18 protein-coding genes are annotated in these 19,160 nt (G+C 41.9%); 16 read left to right on the top strand and 2 right to left on the bottom strand.

Annotated elements, in window-relative coordinates:
• Positions 1–5 precede the first annotated feature (5 nt).
• Together GWK08_RS14970 and GWK08_RS14965 are read right to left on the bottom strand one after the other, a co-directional pair.
• On the bottom strand, positions 6–929 hold the full coding sequence (locus GWK08_RS14970; protein WP_163608037.1) for a hypothetical protein: 924 nt from the start codon (positions 927–929) through the stop codon (positions 6–8).
• 24 nt (positions 930–953) lie between these two features.
• A complete protein-coding gene (locus tag GWK08_RS14965; RefSeq protein WP_163608036.1) occupies positions 954–1,658 on the bottom strand; it encodes a DUF547 domain-containing protein in 705 nt (234 codons plus the stop codon).
• A 226-nt stretch (positions 1,659–1,884) separates the two neighbouring features.
• Here GWK08_RS14965 and GWK08_RS14960 point away from each other — a divergent pair, with 226 nt between their 5' ends.
• From GWK08_RS14960 to GWK08_RS14885, 16 genes are all read left to right on the top strand, one after another.
• Positions 1,885–3,174, top strand: a complete 1,290-nt coding sequence (locus GWK08_RS14960) for an NAD(P)/FAD-dependent oxidoreductase (protein WP_163608035.1) — start codon at positions 1,885–1,887, stop codon at positions 3,172–3,174.
• Positions 3,175–3,190: 16 nt separating this feature from the next.
• Positions 3,191–4,786, top strand: a complete 1,596-nt coding sequence (locus GWK08_RS14955) for a 4Fe-4S binding protein (protein ID WP_163608034.1) — start codon at positions 3,191–3,193, stop codon at positions 4,784–4,786.
• A 49-nt stretch (positions 4,787–4,835) separates the two neighbouring features.
• Complete coding sequence (locus GWK08_RS14950) at positions 4,836–5,318, top strand: toxin-antitoxin system YwqK family antitoxin (protein ID WP_163608033.1); 483 nt, start codon at positions 4,836–4,838, stop codon at positions 5,316–5,318.
• Positions 5,315–6,004, top strand: coding sequence for a glycosyltransferase family 2 protein (locus GWK08_RS14945; RefSeq protein WP_163608032.1), 690 nt, complete (start codon positions 5,315–5,317; stop codon positions 6,002–6,004). The genes GWK08_RS14950 and GWK08_RS14945 overlap by 4 nt, the downstream gene beginning before the upstream one ends.
• The gene (locus GWK08_RS14940; RefSeq protein ID WP_163608031.1) at positions 6,004–7,488 is read left to right on the top strand and encodes a cellulose synthase family protein; all 1,485 of its coding nucleotides are present in this window, start codon (positions 6,004–6,006) and stop codon (positions 7,486–7,488) included. The genes GWK08_RS14945 and GWK08_RS14940 overlap by 1 nt, the downstream gene beginning before the upstream one ends.
• Positions 7,485–8,831, top strand: coding sequence for a glycosyltransferase 87 family protein (locus GWK08_RS14935; RefSeq protein WP_163608030.1), 1,347 nt, complete (start codon positions 7,485–7,487; stop codon positions 8,829–8,831). Before GWK08_RS14940 ends, GWK08_RS14935 begins: the two co-directional genes overlap by 4 nt.
• Before the next feature lie 285 nt (positions 8,832–9,116).
• A complete protein-coding gene (locus GWK08_RS14930; RefSeq protein WP_163608029.1) occupies positions 9,117–9,734 on the top strand; it encodes a GNAT family N-acetyltransferase in 618 nt (205 codons plus the stop codon).
• Complete coding sequence (locus GWK08_RS14925) at positions 9,731–10,921, top strand: argininosuccinate synthase (protein ID WP_163608028.1); 1,191 nt, start codon at positions 9,731–9,733, stop codon at positions 10,919–10,921. The genes GWK08_RS14930 and GWK08_RS14925 overlap by 4 nt, the downstream gene beginning before the upstream one ends.
• Entirely contained in the window at positions 10,918–11,892 is a 975-nt protein-coding gene (argC, locus tag GWK08_RS14920; protein WP_163608027.1) for an N-acetyl-gamma-glutamyl-phosphate reductase, read from the top strand. The genes GWK08_RS14925 and argC overlap by 4 nt, the downstream gene beginning before the upstream one ends.
• A gap of 25 nt (positions 11,893–11,917) precedes the next feature.
• A complete protein-coding gene (gene proC, locus GWK08_RS14915) occupies positions 11,918–12,712 on the top strand; it encodes a pyrroline-5-carboxylate reductase (protein WP_163608026.1) in 795 nt (264 codons plus the stop codon).
• A gap of 3 nt (positions 12,713–12,715) precedes the next feature.
• On the top strand, positions 12,716–13,855 hold the full coding sequence (locus GWK08_RS14910) for an aspartate aminotransferase family protein (RefSeq protein ID WP_163608025.1): 1,140 nt from the start codon (positions 12,716–12,718) through the stop codon (positions 13,853–13,855).
• Positions 13,852–14,805, top strand: a complete 954-nt coding sequence (locus GWK08_RS14905; protein ID WP_163608024.1) for an N-acetylornithine carbamoyltransferase — start codon at positions 13,852–13,854, stop codon at positions 14,803–14,805. The genes GWK08_RS14910 and GWK08_RS14905 overlap by 4 nt, the downstream gene beginning before the upstream one ends.
• Positions 14,792–15,580 (top strand): acetylglutamate kinase, encoded by a 789-nt coding sequence (gene argB, locus GWK08_RS14900; RefSeq protein WP_163608023.1) that lies wholly within the window; start codon positions 14,792–14,794, stop codon positions 15,578–15,580. The genes GWK08_RS14905 and argB overlap by 14 nt, the downstream gene beginning before the upstream one ends.
• 1 nt (position 15,581) lies before the next feature.
• On the top strand, positions 15,582–16,658 hold the full coding sequence (locus tag GWK08_RS14895) for a M20 family metallo-hydrolase (protein ID WP_163608022.1): 1,077 nt from the start codon (positions 15,582–15,584) through the stop codon (positions 16,656–16,658).
• A gap of 11 nt (positions 16,659–16,669) precedes the next feature.
• Positions 16,670–17,956 (top strand): argininosuccinate lyase, encoded by a 1,287-nt coding sequence (gene argH, locus GWK08_RS14890; RefSeq protein WP_163608021.1) that lies wholly within the window; start codon positions 16,670–16,672, stop codon positions 17,954–17,956.
• 196 nt (positions 17,957–18,152) lie between these two features.
• Positions 18,153–19,139 (top strand): hypothetical protein, encoded by a 987-nt coding sequence (locus tag GWK08_RS14885; RefSeq protein ID WP_163608020.1) that lies wholly within the window; start codon positions 18,153–18,155, stop codon positions 19,137–19,139.
• Positions 19,140–19,160 lie beyond the last annotated feature (21 nt).

Raw genomic sequence — 19,160 nt, 5'->3', positions numbered from 1 at the left:
TAAACTTATAAAATTACTCTAAGACCTATGTTAAATGTTTGGCCTGTATTAGCATCTCTGGCCCTGAAAAAATTGGTATAGAGAGTTTCCACACTCAACTCGTCGGTCAATTGATATTTTATTCCGGCTCCTGCCGCAGAGAAATTCTGATCAAAATTATTTCCAAGGTCGATCAGAAAGAATTGCTGAACCAATACCTGTAAAGTAAGTCTTTGAGATGGGAAATAACTGAAGAATGTTCCCGAACTCAATCTAAGGCTTTCATTGGCAAAACCTCCCTGGATAGTACTGGTTCCGATATTGTCGAATACACGGGTCTCTCCGAAGTTAAACTCCGTATTCAGTTCAGAAAATACCTGGAATTTATTTCCTGGGAAAACATAGTCATAAAAGAATCTGTTTTGCCAAACAAAACTCTTCTCATCAAGGAATACACCGTTCTCTACCTCGTTATCGATCAACGGAATAAAGAAGGAACTCTGAATAGAGAAGTTGCTGATGTTTTTAAACGGCTGGAATTTGATAGAAGGTGCGATGGTAGTAATACCGGATCTGGCAGTCCCGTCTTCTCCGTCAAAACTAAATACATCAAATACACCTCTTCCGCCAATTGTATTGGATCTTACTTCAAAAATTACCCCGAGGTTTACTCTTCGGTTTTTAGATACTCCGTGAAAGATCTCAAAAGTAGAAGTGAAGAAGTTCTGACGTCCGCCAGTACTGAACTTATCTCCGTCTTCATTTACAAATGTAGTTGTAGTAAACAAATTGTTGAACCATTTGATATCCCACTGGTTCTGATACAACAGTTTTGAAGGGGTAAACTCTATAAGATTACTTCTGGTTTGTGTATCATCGTCTTGCTGAGCAAAACCCGTTTGAACTACTGCAAGGAATAATAAAGTAATGATTAGTGTTAATTTTTTCATTTTTCGTTTTATTTCGGTTTATAATTATTTAGCGTTTAAGGTCCAGTTATATGAGTAATAACCCAGTTTGTGACCTGCAGGTATCTTCTGATCGCGATACTTATTGATAAAATCTATTTCTGATTGTCCTTTCTTTACAAAATCTCCTTTATACCATTTAAGAATTTCCGAAACCTCTACCTTATTCTTTTTAACTTTAATAAAGTTAGGGTTGTTAAGAGCGAGTTTCGTCTGACGTGTAAGCTGCGCATCCAAAGTATTCGGAAGGTAAGCTTCATCGATCAGCGGAGGGCATCCGAGAGCTCCGCATACGAGTACAAAATGAAATCTCGCATCATCGAACTGAGCTCTTAGCAGTTTATTTTCTATATCGTTAAGGATTATTTTCTTCCCGCCAATATTGTGCTTGGTCTTATCGAAAAAACCGGGATTGGCCAATGGAGAGTTTGTCGGATATTTATCTATAATTCCTTTTATTACAGATATATTATATGCGTTGATCCAAAAGGCCTGATAAGTATTTGCATCATCTTTGGATACACTTACTTTATTAGCGATCTCCAGGATCTCGTTAAGTTTTTCAGGGGATTTGTGAATGGAAGCATAATCTACTTTTCCATTACTCACATAGGTCTTAAAAAAAGCATCTGCTTTCTCAAAAAACAATTGGGTCTGAGCAAAGCTCATATTAATAAATAAGATTAAACCCAGGGTTAAGATTTTTTTCATGACTTTGTAATTTATCCCCCCTTGGGTCTTGATTTTCTTAACATACTTACAAATAATAACAAAATTTTAAGAGACTCTTAATTAGGTGCTAAGGATCGGTTTGGGCGTACGGTAAGTATATTTATTACTTACAATTTTACTCTATTTATAATAATTCTAAATTAAATCATTGGATTAAGTTCTTAACTTTAGAATCGACTTAATACGCAACGATTGTAATTAAATTATGGAGCATATTGTTATTATCGGTAACGGAATATCAGGCGTTACCGCTGCACGACATATAAGAAAATTGTCCGATAAAAAAATCACCATCATCTCAGCAGAAACCGATTACTTTTTCTCTCGAACTGCTTTGATGTACATATATATGGGGCATATGAAATTTGAACATACCCAGCCCTATGAGAATTGGTTCTGGAAAAAGAACCGCATCGAACTGAAAAACGGTTTTGTTCAGCAGGTAGACACCACTAATAAGGAACTTCATTTTGCCGATGGCGATAAGATGAGTTATGACAAACTTATTATCGCAACCGGTTCCAAGCCCAATAAATTTGGCTGGCCGGGTCAGGATTTGGATGGAGTTATGGGAATGTATCACAAACAGGACCTTGAAAGCCTTGAAAAACACACTCCCGGAACCAAAAGAGCTGTAATTGTGGGAGGCGGACTTATCGGGATCGAGCTGGCAGAAATGCTGGTTTCGAGAAATATTCCTGTAACCTTCCTTGTACGTGAGACCAGTTTCTGGAACGGAGTACTGCCCGCCGGAGAGTCGGAAATGATCAACAGGCATATCCGCGAGCATCATATAGACCTCAGATTGGATACCAATCTTGTGGAAATTCTTGCCGATGAGAACGGAAGGGCCAGGGCTGTCACAACAGATAAAGGAGAAACTATAGAATGTCAGGTTGTTGGTCTTACTGCCGGAGTATCTCCTAATATTGACTTCCTGAAGGATTCGGCTATCGAAACAAACAGAGGCGTATTGGTAAATCGTCATCTCGAGACCAATATATCCGATGTTTATGCTATTGGCGATTGTGCCCAGCAGCATGAAGCTATCGGATTGAGAAGACCTATAGAAGCTGTTTGGTATACCGGAAGAATGATGGGAGAGACGGTGGCTCAGACCATTTGCGGGAACCGCACAGAATACAAACCGGGACACTGGTTTAATTCTGCCAAGTTCCTCGATATAGAATATCAGACCTATGGTTGGGTATTTGCCAGACCACAGGAATACGAAAAACAATTTTACTGGGAGCATGAAGGTGGGAAGAAATGTATCAGGATCTCCTATCATAAAGACACTAATGAGTTTTTAGGCATCAATAACTTCGGAATACGCATGCGTCACGAAGTCTTTGATAAATGGTTAACCGAAAAAAGAGATGTGGATTACGTCATTAACCATCTGGCTGAGGCCAATTTCGATCCGGAATTCTTTGCCAGGCATGAAGCCGAAATTTTACAACACTTCAACTCTCAAACACTAACAAACGCATAATAAAGTAATAAAAGTCATGAAACATAACGTAGAACAGAGCATGTCCTTGACAAGTCCGGCGCCGACTAATTTAAGCCTGATGCAAAAGTTTGCTACCTTTCTCGGGGTAACCGGATTAGGAATCCTTCTTCTAGCTGCATTTAATATTAATTTTCCTCATAAAGCCCTTTGGCTAACCATTTCCTTATCGGCTATAACCATAGGTACTATTGCCTTTTCTTATGGTCTGTATGGAAATACTGCAGAAGGGATCAAGAATAACGGAGTATTTTTTAAATCTATCTCCAACCGTGGATTCCTCGGATGGATAGCAGGTATCCTGCTTACCGGTTTTTATGTAGTTCTCTATTTTTACCCTGAGTATCTGGGTCTGGTAAAAGACGGTGACAATACAGGTGTTATAGCTGTTTTCGATCCTTTAAGTCGTCTCTTAAGCGGAAATCCGGCCAGTCAGTGGTTTGTTTACGGAACACTCTATACGGTAGCCATCTTTGCTTTCGGGATTAAATTTATGTGGAAATACAGACATAACAGATACGAGGTAATTCGTACCGGGAGTGTGATGTTCTTCCAGACTGCCTTTGCATTCATTATTCCTGAATTAATGGCAAGGTTGAACACAGATACTTTTAAACTTCCGTATTACGACCTGAAGAATGTATGGCCCCTTAACTATTACAATTTTGAAGGATACAGGATAAAAGAATTTGTCAATGCCGGAAATATCGGGTTGGCACTGCTGATCTTCGGGATCGCTTCTATTTTTATCATCACACCTATCCTGACCTATAAATACGGTAAAAGATGGTACTGCTCCTGGGTATGTGGTTGCGGAGGTCTTGCCGAAACTGCAGGAGATTCTTTCCGTCAGCTTTCCGATAAGAGCAAGTTTGCCTGGAAGGTTGAAAGATGGGTGATCCATAGCGTACTCGTATTTATTATCGTAACTACAACAGCCGTGGTTCATTCCTATCTTGGGCATGATACCAGCAAATACTGGCTTACGAAGAATACTTTCCTTATCGGAGTATCGGTATTCCTTACTGTGTTATTTGCATTGATCTGGATCTTTAAGCGTCAGGAGCTGAAGAAAGATGCCAGATACGGAGCGATCGGTTACCTGGTTATTATTCTTGCTTTTGTAGCTCTTCACTATACAAGTGGTGATTCCAAAATATTCTTATTCAAAGCCAACGACCTGAGAAGTACATACGGTTTCTTAATCGGTAGTATTTTCTCCGGGGTGATCGGTACCGGTTTCTACCCGATACTGGGAAGCCGTGTATGGTGTAGGTTCGGGTGCCCTATGGCAGCTATCCTCGGAATACAACAACGTTTATTCTCCAAGTTCAGAATTACAACCAACGGGGGACAGTGTATTTCCTGTGGTAACTGTTCTACTTACTGTGAGATGGGAATTGATGTTCGTGCTTATGCTCAGAAAGGTGAGAATATTGTACGTGCTTCCTGTGTAGGATGCGGAATTTGTTCTGCAGTTTGCCCAAGAGGTGTTCTTAAACTGGAAAACGGATCTCAGGAAGGAAGGATCAATCCTAATGAAGTTCTTTTAGGGAACGATGTAAACCTGATGGACCTTGTAAATCGTAAATAATGTTAGTAAAGAGGACTATCCTCGTCTAAATTAGGTAAAAAAGTGTGCCATGTTTTCTAAATATGCTCTTGTTATCGTTTCATTTCTGGTTTTCAACTCGGGTGCAAACAAGAAAATGTATCTGAAAGAATACTATGAAAACGGTAAAAAGAAAGCTGAAGGATGGGTGCTGAACGATGCTAAAACAGACTATTGGAAATTCTATTATCCCAATGGTAAACTAAAAGCAGAAGGGCATTTTAAAAAGGGCAAAAAAGAAAATTATTGGTACTTTTACGACGAGAATGGCAGGTTAGACATGGAAGGGCATTACACCGCCGATGAAATGAATAACTGGTGGCTCTTTTATGACAATAAGGGACAAATAGACCACAAATGCCAGCTCAGGAACGGAACAAAAAACGGTTATTGCTTAAAATACATGAACAAAAAACTCAAATCCGCTCAGAAGTATAAGAACGGTAAGAAAATAAACGAGTGGTTTGATTTTAGGAGTTTTAGGCGTGACAATAATTTATCAGATCTCAAATGACATTAATTAAAGTCATTATTCCTGCTTTTAACGAAGAGGATTCTATAAGTAACGTCATAAATGAAATTCCGGATATTGTTGATGAAGTAATTGTTGTCAACAATAATTCTACAGATAACACGACGGAAGTTGCGAAAAAGGCCGGAGCTACGGTTCTTTCGGAAGACAGAAAAGGTTACGGCTATGCCTGTTTAAAGGGGATGGATTACATTGCCGGTCAGGCTCAAAAACCCGATATTCTTGTATTTCTCGATGGCGATTATTCCGATTACCCTGAAGAACTTACCAAGATCGTAAAGCCTATTATCGAAGATGATATTGATATGGTGATAGGGGCCCGAAGGAAAAATTTGAGGGAAAAAGACTCCATGACACCTCAACAGGTGTTCGGAAACTGGCTTGCAACCTTCCTGATGAAAATTTTTTTTAACGCAAAATTTACCGATCTCGGACCCTTCAGAGCTATCAAATATGAAAAGCTCCTATTCCTCGGGATGGTAGATAAAACCTATGGTTGGACCGTGGAGATGCAATTAAAGGCCATTAAGAAAAAATTAACATATACAGAAATACCGGTACGCTACAAAAAGAGAATTGGTGTCTCAAAAGTTTCAGGAACCGTAAAAGGTACTATCTTTGCTGCCGCGAAGATACTAGGATGGATCTTTAAATACAGTTTGAAATAATGAACTTGACCATAGCATTCATAATTATAACGATTTATAGCATTGCGCTGATACTCATCTTTTTCTATAGTTTGGCGCAGCTTAATCTTCTTATCAACTACCTCGGTTTTAAGAAGAAGGATCAGCAGGCCCCAAAATTCGATCTGACAAATCCGAATGAGGTTCCGTATGTAACCATACAATTACCCCTCTACAACGAATTATATGTGGTAGAACGCCTTCTCGACAATATTTCTAAAATAGATTATCCGAAAGATAAACTCGAAATACAGGTTCTTGACGATTCTACCGATGAATCTGTTTCCTCAACTGCTGCTCAGATAGCTGAGCTTAGCAAAAGCGGACTGGATATCCAGCACGTAAGAAGAGAAAACAGAAAAGGTTTTAAGGCCGGAGCTCTTAAAGACGGCTTAATTCACGCCAAAGGTGAATACATCGCAATATTTGATGCCGATTTCCTTCCGGAAAGCGATTGGCTTCGGAAAACGATCCCTTATTTTAAAGATGAGGAGATCGGAGTGGTTCAGACCCGCTGGAGTCATATTAACAGAGATTATTCCCTGCTCACCAAGATCCAGGCTTTTGCCCTGGACGCTCACTTTACCCTGGAGCAGGTAGGAAGGAATTCCAAAGGGCATTTTATCAACTTTAACGGTACCGCCGGTGTATGGCGTAAAGAATGTATTATAGATGCAGGTAACTGGGAAGGAGATACTCTTACCGAAGATCTCGACCTTAGTTACAGAGCACAGTTAAAGAACTGGAAATTCAAGTACCTGGAGGATGTGGAGACACCTGCAGAATTACCAGTAGTGATCAGTGCTGCCCGTTCACAGCAATTCAGATGGAATAAAGGTGGAGCGGAGAACTTCCGTAAAATGGTATGGAAAGTACTGAGCTGCAAAAACATTCCTTTTAAAACGAAAATTCACGGAGTACTTCACCTACTCAACAGTACGATGTTCCTATGTGTACTTACGGTAGCTCTTTTGAGTATTCCGATGCTTTATATTAAGAACACTTACGGTCACTTAGCCTGGTTCTTCGATGTTACCAGTTTCTTTATCGTAAGTACCATTATTCTTTTTGTATGCTATTGGTTTACCTATAAGAATATTCAGGGCAGTGGTTTTGATAAATTTGTGGAATACATACGGATGTTCTTTACTTTCTTCTCCGTGGCTATGGGCTTCTCCCTGCACAATTCTGTTGCAGTACTGGAAGGTCATATCGGAAAACGAAGTGAATTTGTAAGAACACCTAAATTCAACATAAAAAACCTGAAAGATTCCTGGAAAGGTAATAAATACATCCGCAGGAATATCTCGGCAAACACATTACTGGAAGCAGGTCTGATGTTGTACTTCCTTTTCGGAATGTACAGCGCTATCCCGTTGAATGATTTCGGATTATTCCCATTCCATTTAATGTTGTTCCTAGGTTTCGGATTTGTTTTCTTTAAGTCTTTAACTTCTAAAGCTTGATAGCAGAATACTTGAAATACAGGAAGATTCCCGTTCTGTTTTCTGTTATCTGTATTGCTTTTTATATCAGTTTCGCTTATGATTTTGACCGGACTGACTTTGTCAAGCTTATCGGTCTTTACGGAGCCCTGTTCTTTTTGTTTTACAAACTGGTACAGATCTCCAAAACAGATCTGCGTTTTCTAACGGCAATTTCCATTCTCTTCAGACTGGTATTTATTGTAAGTATTCCGTCCTTATCCCAGGATTTTTACCGATTTATCTGGGACGGAAGAATGGCTTTGGCCGGCTGGAATCCTTATCTCTATCTTCCTAAAGATCTTATTGCCGAGGGTACCGCACCTATAGCCCAGGCTGCAGAGCTACATGAAGGTATGGGATCCTTAAGTGCACGGCATTACACCAATTATCCACCTCTGAACCAGTTGTGTTTTATTATTAGCGGGATCTTTGCCGGAAAGAGTATTTTGGGATCTGTAGTGGTGATGCGCCTGCTTATTATTCTGGCAGATCTGGGAACGCTCTTTTTCGGGGGGAAACTCCTGGAAAACCTAAAGCTTCCCAAACACTATATCTATTTCTATATCCTCAACCCCTTTATCATAACCGAGCTTAGCGGAAATCTGCATTTTGAAGGTATTATGATCTTTTTCCTGGTATGGAGTCTATATCTTCTGCAAACAGGAAAGTGGAAATTCTCTGCAGTCGTTCTCGCCTGCTCTATTTCCATCAAACTGATCCCTCTTTTATTCCTGCCCCTGTTCCTTCAGAAACTGGGATGGAAAAGAGCTGTTGTGTACTACAGTATTGTAGGGCTTGTAAATATTTTGCTGTTCCTCCCTTTTCTCTCTTCGGATTTTATCAATAATTACTCCGAAACGATCGGGTTGTGGTTTACCAACTTCGAATTCAATGCCAGCATTTACAATATCATCAAGGAAATAGGCTTTAAAGTAAAAGGATATAACATTATTAAAACGGTTGGAAAGATCAGTCCCTTTGTGGTTATTCTTTTCCTTACGGGGATGGCTTTCCTCAGAAAGAACGACAGTACTCAGAAATTGATCACCGCCATGTTACTCGGGCTTTCTTTTTACTTTTTTATCTCGACAACGGTTCACCCCTGGTATATTGCCACCCTTCTTATACTTTCGGTTTTTACCAAATACCGTTTCCCGCTGGTCTGGAGCCTGGTTATCATCCTCAGTTACTACGCTTATTCTATTCCGGGCTTTAAGGAAAACTATTGGCTGCTGGCGATAGAATATCTGGTAGTTTACGGCTTTTTGATCTACGAATTAAATGCAGTTAAAAAACAAAAAAACCTCCCGTTGATAAAATAATAACAGAAAAAATTGTTTTGTTTTCCATTTTTTTTCTAAACTTTGTACCCACAAACGGGAAGATCATTTTATTTTCCTATCAGAAAAACGAATGCAACATTATCTAGACATAACAATTTCAAAGCTGGAAAATTCTGTTCCGGCTCTTGTTGTTGCGCTTCGTTCTCCCCGTTCTATCCGTCGTCGCCCGTAAGGGTGTACTTCTAGCTTTGGAGCTTAGGTGTGTCCGGCTCCCTTTCCACAACCTATATTCATTTTAGTTTTTTACAATTAAATCATTTTGTCATGTTAGTTATTATTGCTGACAGTTCGCATGTTTCGTATGCAAATGATATTTGCGACACCATAGCAGATTCTGCCAATCAGAGGGGAACGGGTATTGCCAAAAGAACCCCCGAATATATCATTACCAAGATCGAGAACGGTAATGCGGTTATCGCTTTGGACGGCGACAAGTTTGCCGGTTTCTGTTATATCGAATCCTGGGGGCACGGAAAATTCGTTGCCAACTCCGGGCTTATTGTCCATCCCGATTACAGGGGGCAGGGGCTCGCCAAAAAAATAAAGAAGAAGATCTTCGAGCATTCCAAAAAGAAATACCCCAATGCCAAGATCTTTGGTATCACTACCGGTCTGGCCGTCATGAAGATCAATTACGAACTGGGCTATGAACCTGTTACCTTTTCCGAATTAACAGACGATCCGAGTTTCTGGAACGGCTGTTCTACATGCAAGAATTATGATGTCCTGACCAGGACCGATAAAAAAATGTGCCTCTGCACCGGTATGCTATACGATCCGGAAAAGAAGAACGAAAAACAAAAACACGAATACAACGGCAAGGTCTTTAAAAGGCTGAAGAACATTAAACAAAACCTGTTTCTAAAAAAGAAGTCATCATGAAGAAGAAATTAGTATTGGCATATAGCGGAGGGCTGGATACCTCCTATTGCGTAAAACACCTGTCGCACGACCTTGGCTATGAAGTACATGCCGTTAGTGTTAATACAGGCGGTTTTTCTGCGGAAGAAACGAAAAAAATGGAAGAAAAAGCACTGTTAATGGGTGCTTCCACTTATAAAAACATCGATGCGGTTCAATCCTTTTACGAGAAGGTCATAAAGTACCTGGTATTTGGTAATGTATTAAAGAACAATACCTACCCACTTTCTGTGAGTGCAGAAAGAGTGGTACAGGCCCTGGAGATCATCAATTATGCAAAAAGCATCAATGCTTCCTTTATTGCACACGGAAGTACAGGTGCAGGGAATGACCAGGTGAGGTTCGATCTTATTTTCCAGGTTCTGGCTCCCGAAATAGAGATCATTACTCCCATAAGGGATCAGCAGTTATCCAGAGAAGCCGAAATAGCTTATTTACAGGATCACGGGATCAGTCTTAACTGGGAGAAGGCAAAATACTCTGTCAATCAGGGGCTCTGGGGAACCAGTGTCGGAGGGGCCGAAACGCTAACCTCCCACCTGCCTCTACCAGAAGAAGCTTATCCGAGCCAGTTAAAGGAAACACATCCGAAGCAACTTAAACTGAGTTTTAAAAAAGGCGAACTCATCGCTATCGATGATGAGAAAGGCAATCCGGTAAGCAATATTTCCAAACTTCAGGAAATTGCCTCTGCCTATGCAATCGGCAGGGATATACATACGGGAGATACCATTATAGGCATTAAAGGAAGGGTCGGTTTTGAAGCCGCAGCTCCCATGGTCATCCTTAAAGCGCATCACGCCCTGGAAAAACACGTGCTTACCAAATGGCAACAGCACCATAAGGAGCAATTGGGCAACTGGTATGGTATGTTACTGCATGAAGGGCAGTACCTGGACGAGGTGATGAGAAATATAGAAGCCTTCCTTGAAGACAGTCAGAAGAAGGTAAACGGAGATGTATTTGTAAGTCTCTATCCCTACAGGTTTACCATAGACGGTATCCAGTCCGGGCACGATCTGATGAATGCTTCCTTCGGAAGTTACGGGGAGATGAACAAAGCCTGGACCGCAGCAGATGCCAAAGGTTTTATCAGATTGCTCTCCAATCAGAACAAGATCTATCAACATTTAAATACAAACTCATGATAAAGGCAGGAATTATAGGAGGTACGGGTTATACCGCCGGAGAACTTATCAGGATCCTCAGTTTTCACCCTCAGGTAGAAATAGACTTTATAATGAGTACTACCAAAGCAGGAGAAGCAGTTTCAGATGTTCATCAGGATATGCTGGGACTAACAGATCTGCATTTTACAGATACGGTTAATACCGGAGCGGATGTAATTTTCCTTTGCCTGGGGCACGGGAACTCAAAAAAGATCCTGCAGGAACACAGCTTTTCCTCGCATACCAGGATCATCGACCTCAGCAATGATTTCAGGTTAAAGGAAGACAGTAATTTTAACGGAATGCCCTTCGTGTACGGCCTTCCTGAATTGCAGAAGAAAGAGATCAAAAATGCGGCTTTTATTGCCAATCCCGGTTGTTTTGCCACGGCCATCCAATTGGCGCTTTTACCCCTGGCAGGAGCTAATATGCTTCATCATAAGGTACATATCAATGCTATAACGGGAAGCACAGGAGCCGGAGGGAAATTATCCTCCACGGCACACTACAGCTGGAGGAACAATAATATTTCATGGTATAAGCCTTTTACCCATCAGCACTTGGGAGAGATCGGGCAAAGCTTGCAATCCCTCCAGAAAAAGGAAGCCTCTCTCTTTTTCCTCCCCCAAAGAGGAAATTTTACCAGGGGCATCTTTGCTACTGCCTATACCGAATTTGAAGGCTCTCCGGAAAAAGCATTCAAACTCTATGACGAATTCTATAAGGATGCTGCTTTTACCCATGTCTCCAAAAAAGAGATACAGTTAAAGCAGGTAGTGAACACCAATAAAGCACATATTCACCTTCACAAGCATGATAACACTCTATTGGTAACCAGTGTTATTGATAACCTGCTTAAAGGAGCTTCGGGGCAGGCGGTACAGAATATGAACCTCATGTTCGGATTGGATGAAAAAGAAGGTTTGCAGCTAAAGGGTAGTTTTTTCTGAGAACAAAACAAAAACGAAACATAAAATGAAGACAGCAATCATCGGAAGCGGAAATTTAGGCCTTGCCATAGCAAAGGGCCTTATCGTGAGCAATGCAACCACCTCTCTCTACCTGACCAAAAGAAATGCCGACAGCATTAAAGACTGGGAAAAGTATAAGGGAGTGAAAGTAACCTCAGATAACAGGGAAGCAATACGCAATTCGGATATCATCATTTTTGCCGTACAACCCAGGCACTTTGAAAATATCCTCGAGCAGATCAAACTGTTGTTAACCGATAAGCATGTATTGATCTCTACCATCACCGGTTTTAAGATCTCAAAGATCGAATCGATCATCGGGAAAGATCATTACATCATCAGGAGCATGCCGAATACCGCTATTTCGGTAGGTAAATCCATGACCTGTATCTGCAGCAACGAAAAAGGGAAGCAGCGGGTAGAACTGGCAAAAGCCATTTTTGACAGGTTAGGTACATCTATCGAGATCCCGGAAGAGCAAATGCAAGCCGCCACTGTTATTTGCGCAAGCGGGATCGCTTTCTGGATGCGACTGATAAGAGCCACCACCCAGGGAGCTATTCAATTGGGCTTCGATTCTAAAGAAGCACATCAGCTGGCTATGCATACCTGTATGGGAGCTTCCAGTCTGCTTGTAGCGTCGGGTAAGCATCCCGAAGAAGAGATAGACAGGGTTACGACTCCCAGGGGTTGTACCATAGAGGGGCTGAATGAAATGGAACATCAGGGATTGAGTTCCTCCCTCATTAAAGGGATCGTCTCCTCATTTAAAAAAATTAATGATATCGGAAAAAATTAGATTATGGAACTTTTTGACGTTTATCCCCTATATAATGTAAGCCCGCTGAAAGCTGAAGGCTTATGGGTGTATGATAAAGACGGAGAGAAATATCTCGATCTCTACGGAGGTCATGCGGTGATCTCCATTGGGCATTCACATCCGCATTACATCAAAAAAATAAGTGCTCAGCTCGAGGCCCTGGGCTTTTATTCCAATGCGGTCCAAAACCCTTTGCAAAAGGAACTGGCAGCACAGCTAGGCAATATATCTGCCTGCGATGAATATCAGCTCTTTCTCTGTAATTCGGGTGCAGAAGCCAATGAAAATGCATTAAAACTGGCCTCTTTTCACACAGGAAGATCGAAGGTTGTTGCTTTTAAGAATGGATTTCACGGAAGAACCTCCGCAGCGGTTGCTGCCACCGACAATCCTTCTATTAACAGCTTGCTGAATGCACAGCATCAGGTAGATTTTGTAACCCTGGGTGATCTGCAAGCGCTGGAGGCCCAACTGGCAAAAGGTGATGTATGTGCTGTTATTTTTGAGTGTATTCAGGGTGTTGGCGGACTTGACGAGGCTTCAGGTGATTTCTACAATTCCCTTGAAGCACTGTGCAGAAAACACGATACACTTCTGATTGCGGACGAAGTTCAAAGTGGCTACGGGCGTACCGGAGACTTCTTTGCTTTTCAGAAGCACGGGATCACTCCCGATATCATTTCTATGGCCAAAGGGATGGGTAATGGCTTCCCGATTGGCGGAATTCTTATTCACCCGAAGATCGAAGCAAAACACGGGATGCTGGGAACTACCTTCGGAGGGAATCACCTGGCCTGTGCAGCCGGCCTGGCCGTGCTGGAAGTCATGGAAAAGGAGCAGTTGATGAAAAATACCCGGGAAGTTTCAGCCTATTTTAAAGATAAGGCCCGGAATATCCCTCATCTGAAGGACATAAAAGGTCGCGGGCTCATGCTCGGGCTTGAATTCGACTTTGCGGTTGCTCCGCTTAGAAAAAAACTCATACATCAAAAACACATATTCACCGGAGGATCTGCCAATAAGAACCTTATCAGGATCCTTCCGCCACTGAATGTCACAAAAGAACATATAGATCTTTTTATAGACGCTTTATCAGAAACAATACAAGGACAGCAATTATGAAGAAATTTGTCAGCATAAAAGATATTCCTTCCCTTCCCGAATGGGTAGAAGAAGCCATCAATATAAAAAAACAACCTCTTGCTCATAAGGAGCTAGGGGCAAACAAGACCATAGGTCTGCTTTTTTTCAATCCCAGCCTGCGAACCCGTTTAAGTACTCAGAAGGCAGCCAGGAACCTGGGAATGGATGTAATAGTAATGAATTTTAACAAGGAAGGCTGGGCACTGGAATTCGAAGACGGATCGGTAATGAATGCCTCAACCTCCGAACACATAAAAGAAGGTGCTGCCGTTATTTCACAATATTGCGATATCGTAGCGGTAAGGGCATTTGCCTCCCTGGAAGACAAAGAAAAGGACGAAGCAGAAACTGTTCTGAACAGCTTTGTAAAACACGCATCAGTTCCGGTGGTAAACATGGAAAGCGCTACCGCTCATCCTCTTCAGGCCCTGGCAGATGCCATTACCCTGGAAGAGCAGAAGAAAGTACAAAAGCCAAAAGTGGTTTTGAGCTGGGCTCCGCATCCTAAAGCCCTCCCTCATGCTGTAGCTAACTCTTTTGTGGAAATGATAAAAATGACCGAAGCCGAATTTGTGATCACCCATCCGCAGGGATACGAACTCGACCCGGAGATCACTCAGGGTGTGGATATAGAATACGATCAGGAGAAGGCTTTTGAGAACGCCGATTTTATTTATACCAAAAACTGGAGTTCTTATACGGATTACGGGAAAATATTGAATACCGAGGCCAACTGGACCGTTACCGGAGAAAAAATGAAACTGACAAACCAGGGCGCTTTTATGCATTGCCTTCCGGTAAGAAGAAATGTAGTGGTAAGTGATGAAGTTCTGGACGAGGGAAATTCTCTGGTACTGGAACAGGCCAATAACAGGACTTATGCAGCACAGCTGGTTCTTAAAAAAATTCTGGAAAATGCAGACAGCTAAGAACGAAATACAGATTGTAAAGATAGGAGGGAATATCGTAGGCGATAAAAAAAGGTTGGAGGCTTTTCTTTTACACTTTGCTGCGATAAAAGGAAAAAAGATCCTGGTTCACGGAGGAGGGAAACTGGCTACCGAAATGGCCGAAAAACTAAATATCCCCGCACAGATGGTGAACGGTAGAAGAATTACCGATGAACCTACACTGGATATCATCACCATGGTTTACGGAGGCCTGGTAAACAAGAAGATCGTAGCCGTACTTCAACAATACAACTGTAACGCCCTTGGGCTTTCTGGAGCAGATATAAACTGTATCCGTGCAGATAAAAGACCGGTAACCGATCTGGATTACGGCTTTGCAGGAGACATAAGCGAGGTGAATGCAAAACAACTCATCGCCTTACTAGAAGCCGGTATCAGTCCTGTGCTATGTCCTATTACCCATGATAAGAAAGGGCAGTTACTGAATACCAATGCAGATACTATTGCCTCCGAAACTGCCATCGCCCTGGCGGAGCATTACAAGTCGGTATTGACCTATTGTTTTGAAAAAGCCGGAGTGCTGGAAAATGTGGAAAATGAGGATTCGGTCATCACCCATATCGACAGTTCGAAGTACAAGCAATTGCTAAACAACGGAATTATCTCCGAAGGAATGCTGCCCAAACTGCACAACTGTTTTCACGCATTGGAGAACGGTGTGGACAGGGTATGTATCGGAAATGAAAAAATGATCTCGGAACAACAGCCAACATTCAGTTTATTAACTCTTTAATATGGAAACAAAACAACTTTCAGCTAAAGCCATCGGGCTTTTAAAAAATTTAATAGAAACCCCTTCATTTTCTTCGGAAGAGGATAAAACCGCGGTACTGATTGAAAACTGGCTTAAAGAATTTGGTATCCCTGTAAAGAGATCGGTAAACAATATCTATGCTTTTAATAAATATTACGACCCGGCTAAGCCCAATCTGCTTCTGAATTCGCATCACGATACGGTTAAGCCCAATTCGGGCTATACACGAGATCCTTTTAAAGCGGAAATTGAAGATGGAAAACTTTACGGACTGGGCAGTAATGATGCGGGAGGTTGTCTTGTTTCTCTTCTGGCAACCTTTGCTTATTTCTATGACAGTAAGGATCTGAAATACAACCTTATCATAGTAGCCTCGGGAGAAGAGGAAAGTTCGGGGACTAACGGCCTTAACAGTATGCTTCCGAAACTTCCGCCTATCGAAGTAGCTATCGTAGGAGAGCCTACCCTGATGGATCTGGCTGTAGCAGAAAAAGGCCTGGTGGTTTTTGATGCCGTCGTAAAGGGTACCCCGAGCCATGCGGCCCATCCCAATACCGACAACTCCATTTACAAGACCATAAAGACCCTTGAGTGGTTCAGGGATTATACGTTCGAAAAAGTATCGGAAACCCTGGGGGCAGTTAAAATGACCGTAACTCAGCTTTCCGCCGGAAATCAGCATAATGTGGTCCCGGCTACCACACATCTGGTAATAGATGTACGGGTAAACGATTGCTACAGCAACGAGGAAATTGCAAATGTTCTTCAGCAGGAAGCTCCCTGTGATGAACTCATACCGCGTTCGCTTCGCCTGAACTCTTCTTCCATCCCGGTAGAACACGAGCTTGTTCAGGCGGGTATTGCCCTCGGAAGGAATACCTATGGTTCGCCAACCCTGTCAGATCAGGCTGCGCTGAGCTGTCCTTCCCTTAAACTCGGGCCCGGAGATTCTACAAGATCACATTCGGCTAATGAGTTTATTTATGTGAGGGAAATAGAAGAAGGGATCGGGATATATATAAGCCTGCTCGAAAAAGTATTAATACAATCAAATTAAAAAAGAAGAAGATGAAACTCTGGGATAAAGGATTCAGTACAGATAAAAAAATAGATCATTTTACGGTTGGAAGTGACAGGGAACTGGACCTCCTGCTTGCGGCTTATGATGTTAAGGCATCCAAAGCACATGCACAAATGCTGGGAGAAACAGCTTTGTTGTCCGAACAGGAAACAGAGGAGCTTTTAGGAGAACTGGATCATATTTTAAGCACTATCGAAAAGGGGGAATTCACCATAGAAGATGAATTTGAGGATATGCATTCCAAGATCGAATACCTCTTAATTCAGAAATTGGGAGATACCGGAAAAAAGATCCACATGGCCAGGTCCAGAAATGATCAGGTGTTGGTAGCTATACACTTGTATTTAAAACAGGAACTGGAGGAAATTAAAACGCAAAGCCGGGAATTATTTGATCTTTTACTCTCTCTTGCAGAAAAACACAAAGATGTACTGCTTCCGGGCTATACCCACTTGCAGGTGGCCATGCCTTCCTCCTTTGGTTTGTGGTTCTCAGCCTATGCCGAAAGCCTTATTGACGATCTGTATTTTGTAAATGCAGCATCGAAAGTAGTAGATCAGAACCCTTTGGGAAGTGCTGCGGGCTATGGAAATTCTTTTCCCATAAACAGGAAACACACTACCGAAAGCCTGGAATTCGCTACTTTAAAGTACAATGTGGTTGCCGCCCAAATGAGCAGGGGGAAAGCAGAGAAGAGTACTGCTTTTGCACTTAGTGCCATTGCCTCCACCCTCTCTAAACTGGCTATGGATATCTGTCTTTATATGAGTCAGAATTTTGATTTTGTTTCCTTTCCGGACGAATTGACCACGGGCTCCAGTATTATGCCTCATAAAAAGAATCCGGATGTATTTGAGCTGATCCGGGCAAAATGCAATAAGCTTCAGGCGGTACCCAATCAGTTGATGATGATGACCACTAATCTTCCCAGCGGATATCACAGAGATCTCCAGCTTACCAAAGAAATTATCGTTCCTGCGATCCAGGAGCTGAGATCCTGCCTGGAAATGACCGTTTTTACCTTAAAAGATATCAGAGTAAATCAGAATATTCTGGAAGATCCGAAATACGATTACCTCTTTAGTGTAGATACCTTAAACGAGCTGGTACTCCAGGGAATGCCTTTCAGGGATGCCTACAAAAAAATGGGAACCGATATCGAGGCAGGTAATTACCAGCCTAAAAAAGATATAGATCACACGCATGAGGGGAGTATCGGAAATTTATGTCTGAAAGAGATAAATGCAAAAATGGATCAGGCCATGTCGGGTTAAAATATTTTTTAACAACGGAAACAATTTGAAAGAGAGAGGTTTACTATTGTATTCCTTTCTCCCCATATTATTGCAACCGTTTTTCAGTATAAATTTCCTGCTTTCGGGTAGTTGTTTTGTAGATGAAAACTCATATTTTCGTTTGAAGTTTCTGAAATAATCTTTCAAAAACTTAAACAACAACAGCCCCAAACCAATGCTAATAAAAAAACTGAATTCGTCTTTTTTACTTATTCTTATTCCCATAGGTTTTGCCATATTTCTGGTAGCTCCTGCCATCAAAAACCAGTTTGAAACCTATAAACAGGAAAGCCTTAAGCTGCAAACAGATATCAAACGACTGGAATATCTGAATAATACCAGCGATTTATCCCCTCAAATGACCGCAGAACGCAAGCGATTGGAGATCTCGGTCCGTATGAGAAAAATGGCCCATACTAAAAGGCAGTTTATCTATTACAAGGTTGGGGGAATGATGATATTGCTCTTTGGCTGCTTCACCTTTATGGGTTTCGGTTCCTTCCTGATCAAAAAACAAAGAGATGTTCCCCTGGGCCTGAGCACTCCTCCCGTATTCGATGATCCCGAGGGAGATGCCGTTGCCGAAAAAACTTCCTGGGCCCCGCTAAAAAAAGGAGGAAGCAACTTTGTTACCCATATTCTGAAACGGGAAGGCCCGGATATACTGAGAATTAAAAGAACCTCTGTTTTAAACAGTTTTGCATGGTGTTTTTTACTTATCGGGCTTAACTATGTGATCCTCACCTTCTACGAATGTTATGTTCTGGACAAATGGGTATCTATGGATTTCTGGAAGGCGGGAAAACTGTTCTTTATTTCCGGCGGTCCTTTTGTTCTTATAGGTCTATTCCTGATATTCTCTTCCAGTCCTTCTGGTAAAGTAGATCGCAAAAAGCGGATCTTTTCACTTGGGCGGACCCGGATCCCCCTGGCAGATGTCTATGCCGTTCAGGTCCTTAGTGAGTTTGTTCAGGGAAGCAGTAGTTCCGGCTCTTTTTACAGCTATGAGATCAATCTGGTGATGCGTAACGGCGAGCGGCTTAACATCATGGACCACGGAGCGGAATCCTATATTATAGAAGACGCACACAGTCTGGGGCGTTTTTTAAAAGTCCCTGTCTGGAATCGTTTGTATGCTTGCAGGATCATATCTTCCGGATAGTCAAAGAAGCTGAAGCACAAC

Origin of the sequence: Leptobacterium flavescens, from assembly GCF_010671605.1 — a bacterium.
GTDB lineage: Bacteria > Bacteroidota > Bacteroidia > Flavobacteriales > Flavobacteriaceae > Leptobacterium > Leptobacterium flavescens.
The sequence above is the reverse complement of the archived record's forward strand: the minus strand, read 5'-3'. Positions and strand labels throughout refer to the sequence as shown.

Bases quoted from the DNA above. Each gene is read 5' to 3' on its own strand.
- GWK08_RS14970 (WP_163608037.1), bottom strand. From the start codon at position 929: ATGAAAAAATTAACACTAATCATTACTTTATTATTCCTTGCAGTAGTT.
- GWK08_RS14965 (WP_163608036.1), bottom strand. From the start codon at position 1,658: ATGAAAAAAATCTTAACCCTGGGTTTAATCTTATTTATTAATATGAGC.
- GWK08_RS14960 (WP_163608035.1), top strand. From the start codon at position 1,885: ATGGAGCATATTGTTATTATCGGTAACGGAATATCAGGCGTTACCGCT.
- GWK08_RS14955 (WP_163608034.1), top strand. From the start codon at position 3,191: ATGAAACATAACGTAGAACAGAGCATGTCCTTGACAAGTCCGGCGCCG.
- GWK08_RS14950 (WP_163608033.1), top strand. From the start codon at position 4,836: ATGTTTTCTAAATATGCTCTTGTTATCGTTTCATTTCTGGTTTTCAAC.
- GWK08_RS14945 (WP_163608032.1), top strand. From the start codon at position 5,315: ATGACATTAATTAAAGTCATTATTCCTGCTTTTAACGAAGAGGATTCT.
- GWK08_RS14940 (WP_163608031.1), top strand. From the start codon at position 6,004: ATGAACTTGACCATAGCATTCATAATTATAACGATTTATAGCATTGCG.
- GWK08_RS14930 (WP_163608029.1), top strand. From the start codon at position 9,117: ATGTTAGTTATTATTGCTGACAGTTCGCATGTTTCGTATGCAAATGAT.
- GWK08_RS14925 (WP_163608028.1), top strand. From the start codon at position 9,731: ATGAAGAAGAAATTAGTATTGGCATATAGCGGAGGGCTGGATACCTCC.
- argC (WP_163608027.1), top strand. From the start codon at position 10,918: ATGATAAAGGCAGGAATTATAGGAGGTACGGGTTATACCGCCGGAGAA.
- proC (WP_163608026.1), top strand. From the start codon at position 11,918: ATGAAGACAGCAATCATCGGAAGCGGAAATTTAGGCCTTGCCATAGCA.
- GWK08_RS14910 (WP_163608025.1), top strand. From the start codon at position 12,716: ATGGAACTTTTTGACGTTTATCCCCTATATAATGTAAGCCCGCTGAAA.
- GWK08_RS14905 (WP_163608024.1), top strand. From the start codon at position 13,852: ATGAAGAAATTTGTCAGCATAAAAGATATTCCTTCCCTTCCCGAATGG.
- argB (WP_163608023.1), top strand. From the start codon at position 14,792: ATGCAGACAGCTAAGAACGAAATACAGATTGTAAAGATAGGAGGGAAT.
- GWK08_RS14895 (WP_163608022.1), top strand. From the start codon at position 15,582: ATGGAAACAAAACAACTTTCAGCTAAAGCCATCGGGCTTTTAAAAAAT.
- argH (WP_163608021.1), top strand. From the start codon at position 16,670: ATGAAACTCTGGGATAAAGGATTCAGTACAGATAAAAAAATAGATCAT.
- GWK08_RS14885 (WP_163608020.1), top strand. From the start codon at position 18,153: ATGCTAATAAAAAAACTGAATTCGTCTTTTTTACTTATTCTTATTCCC.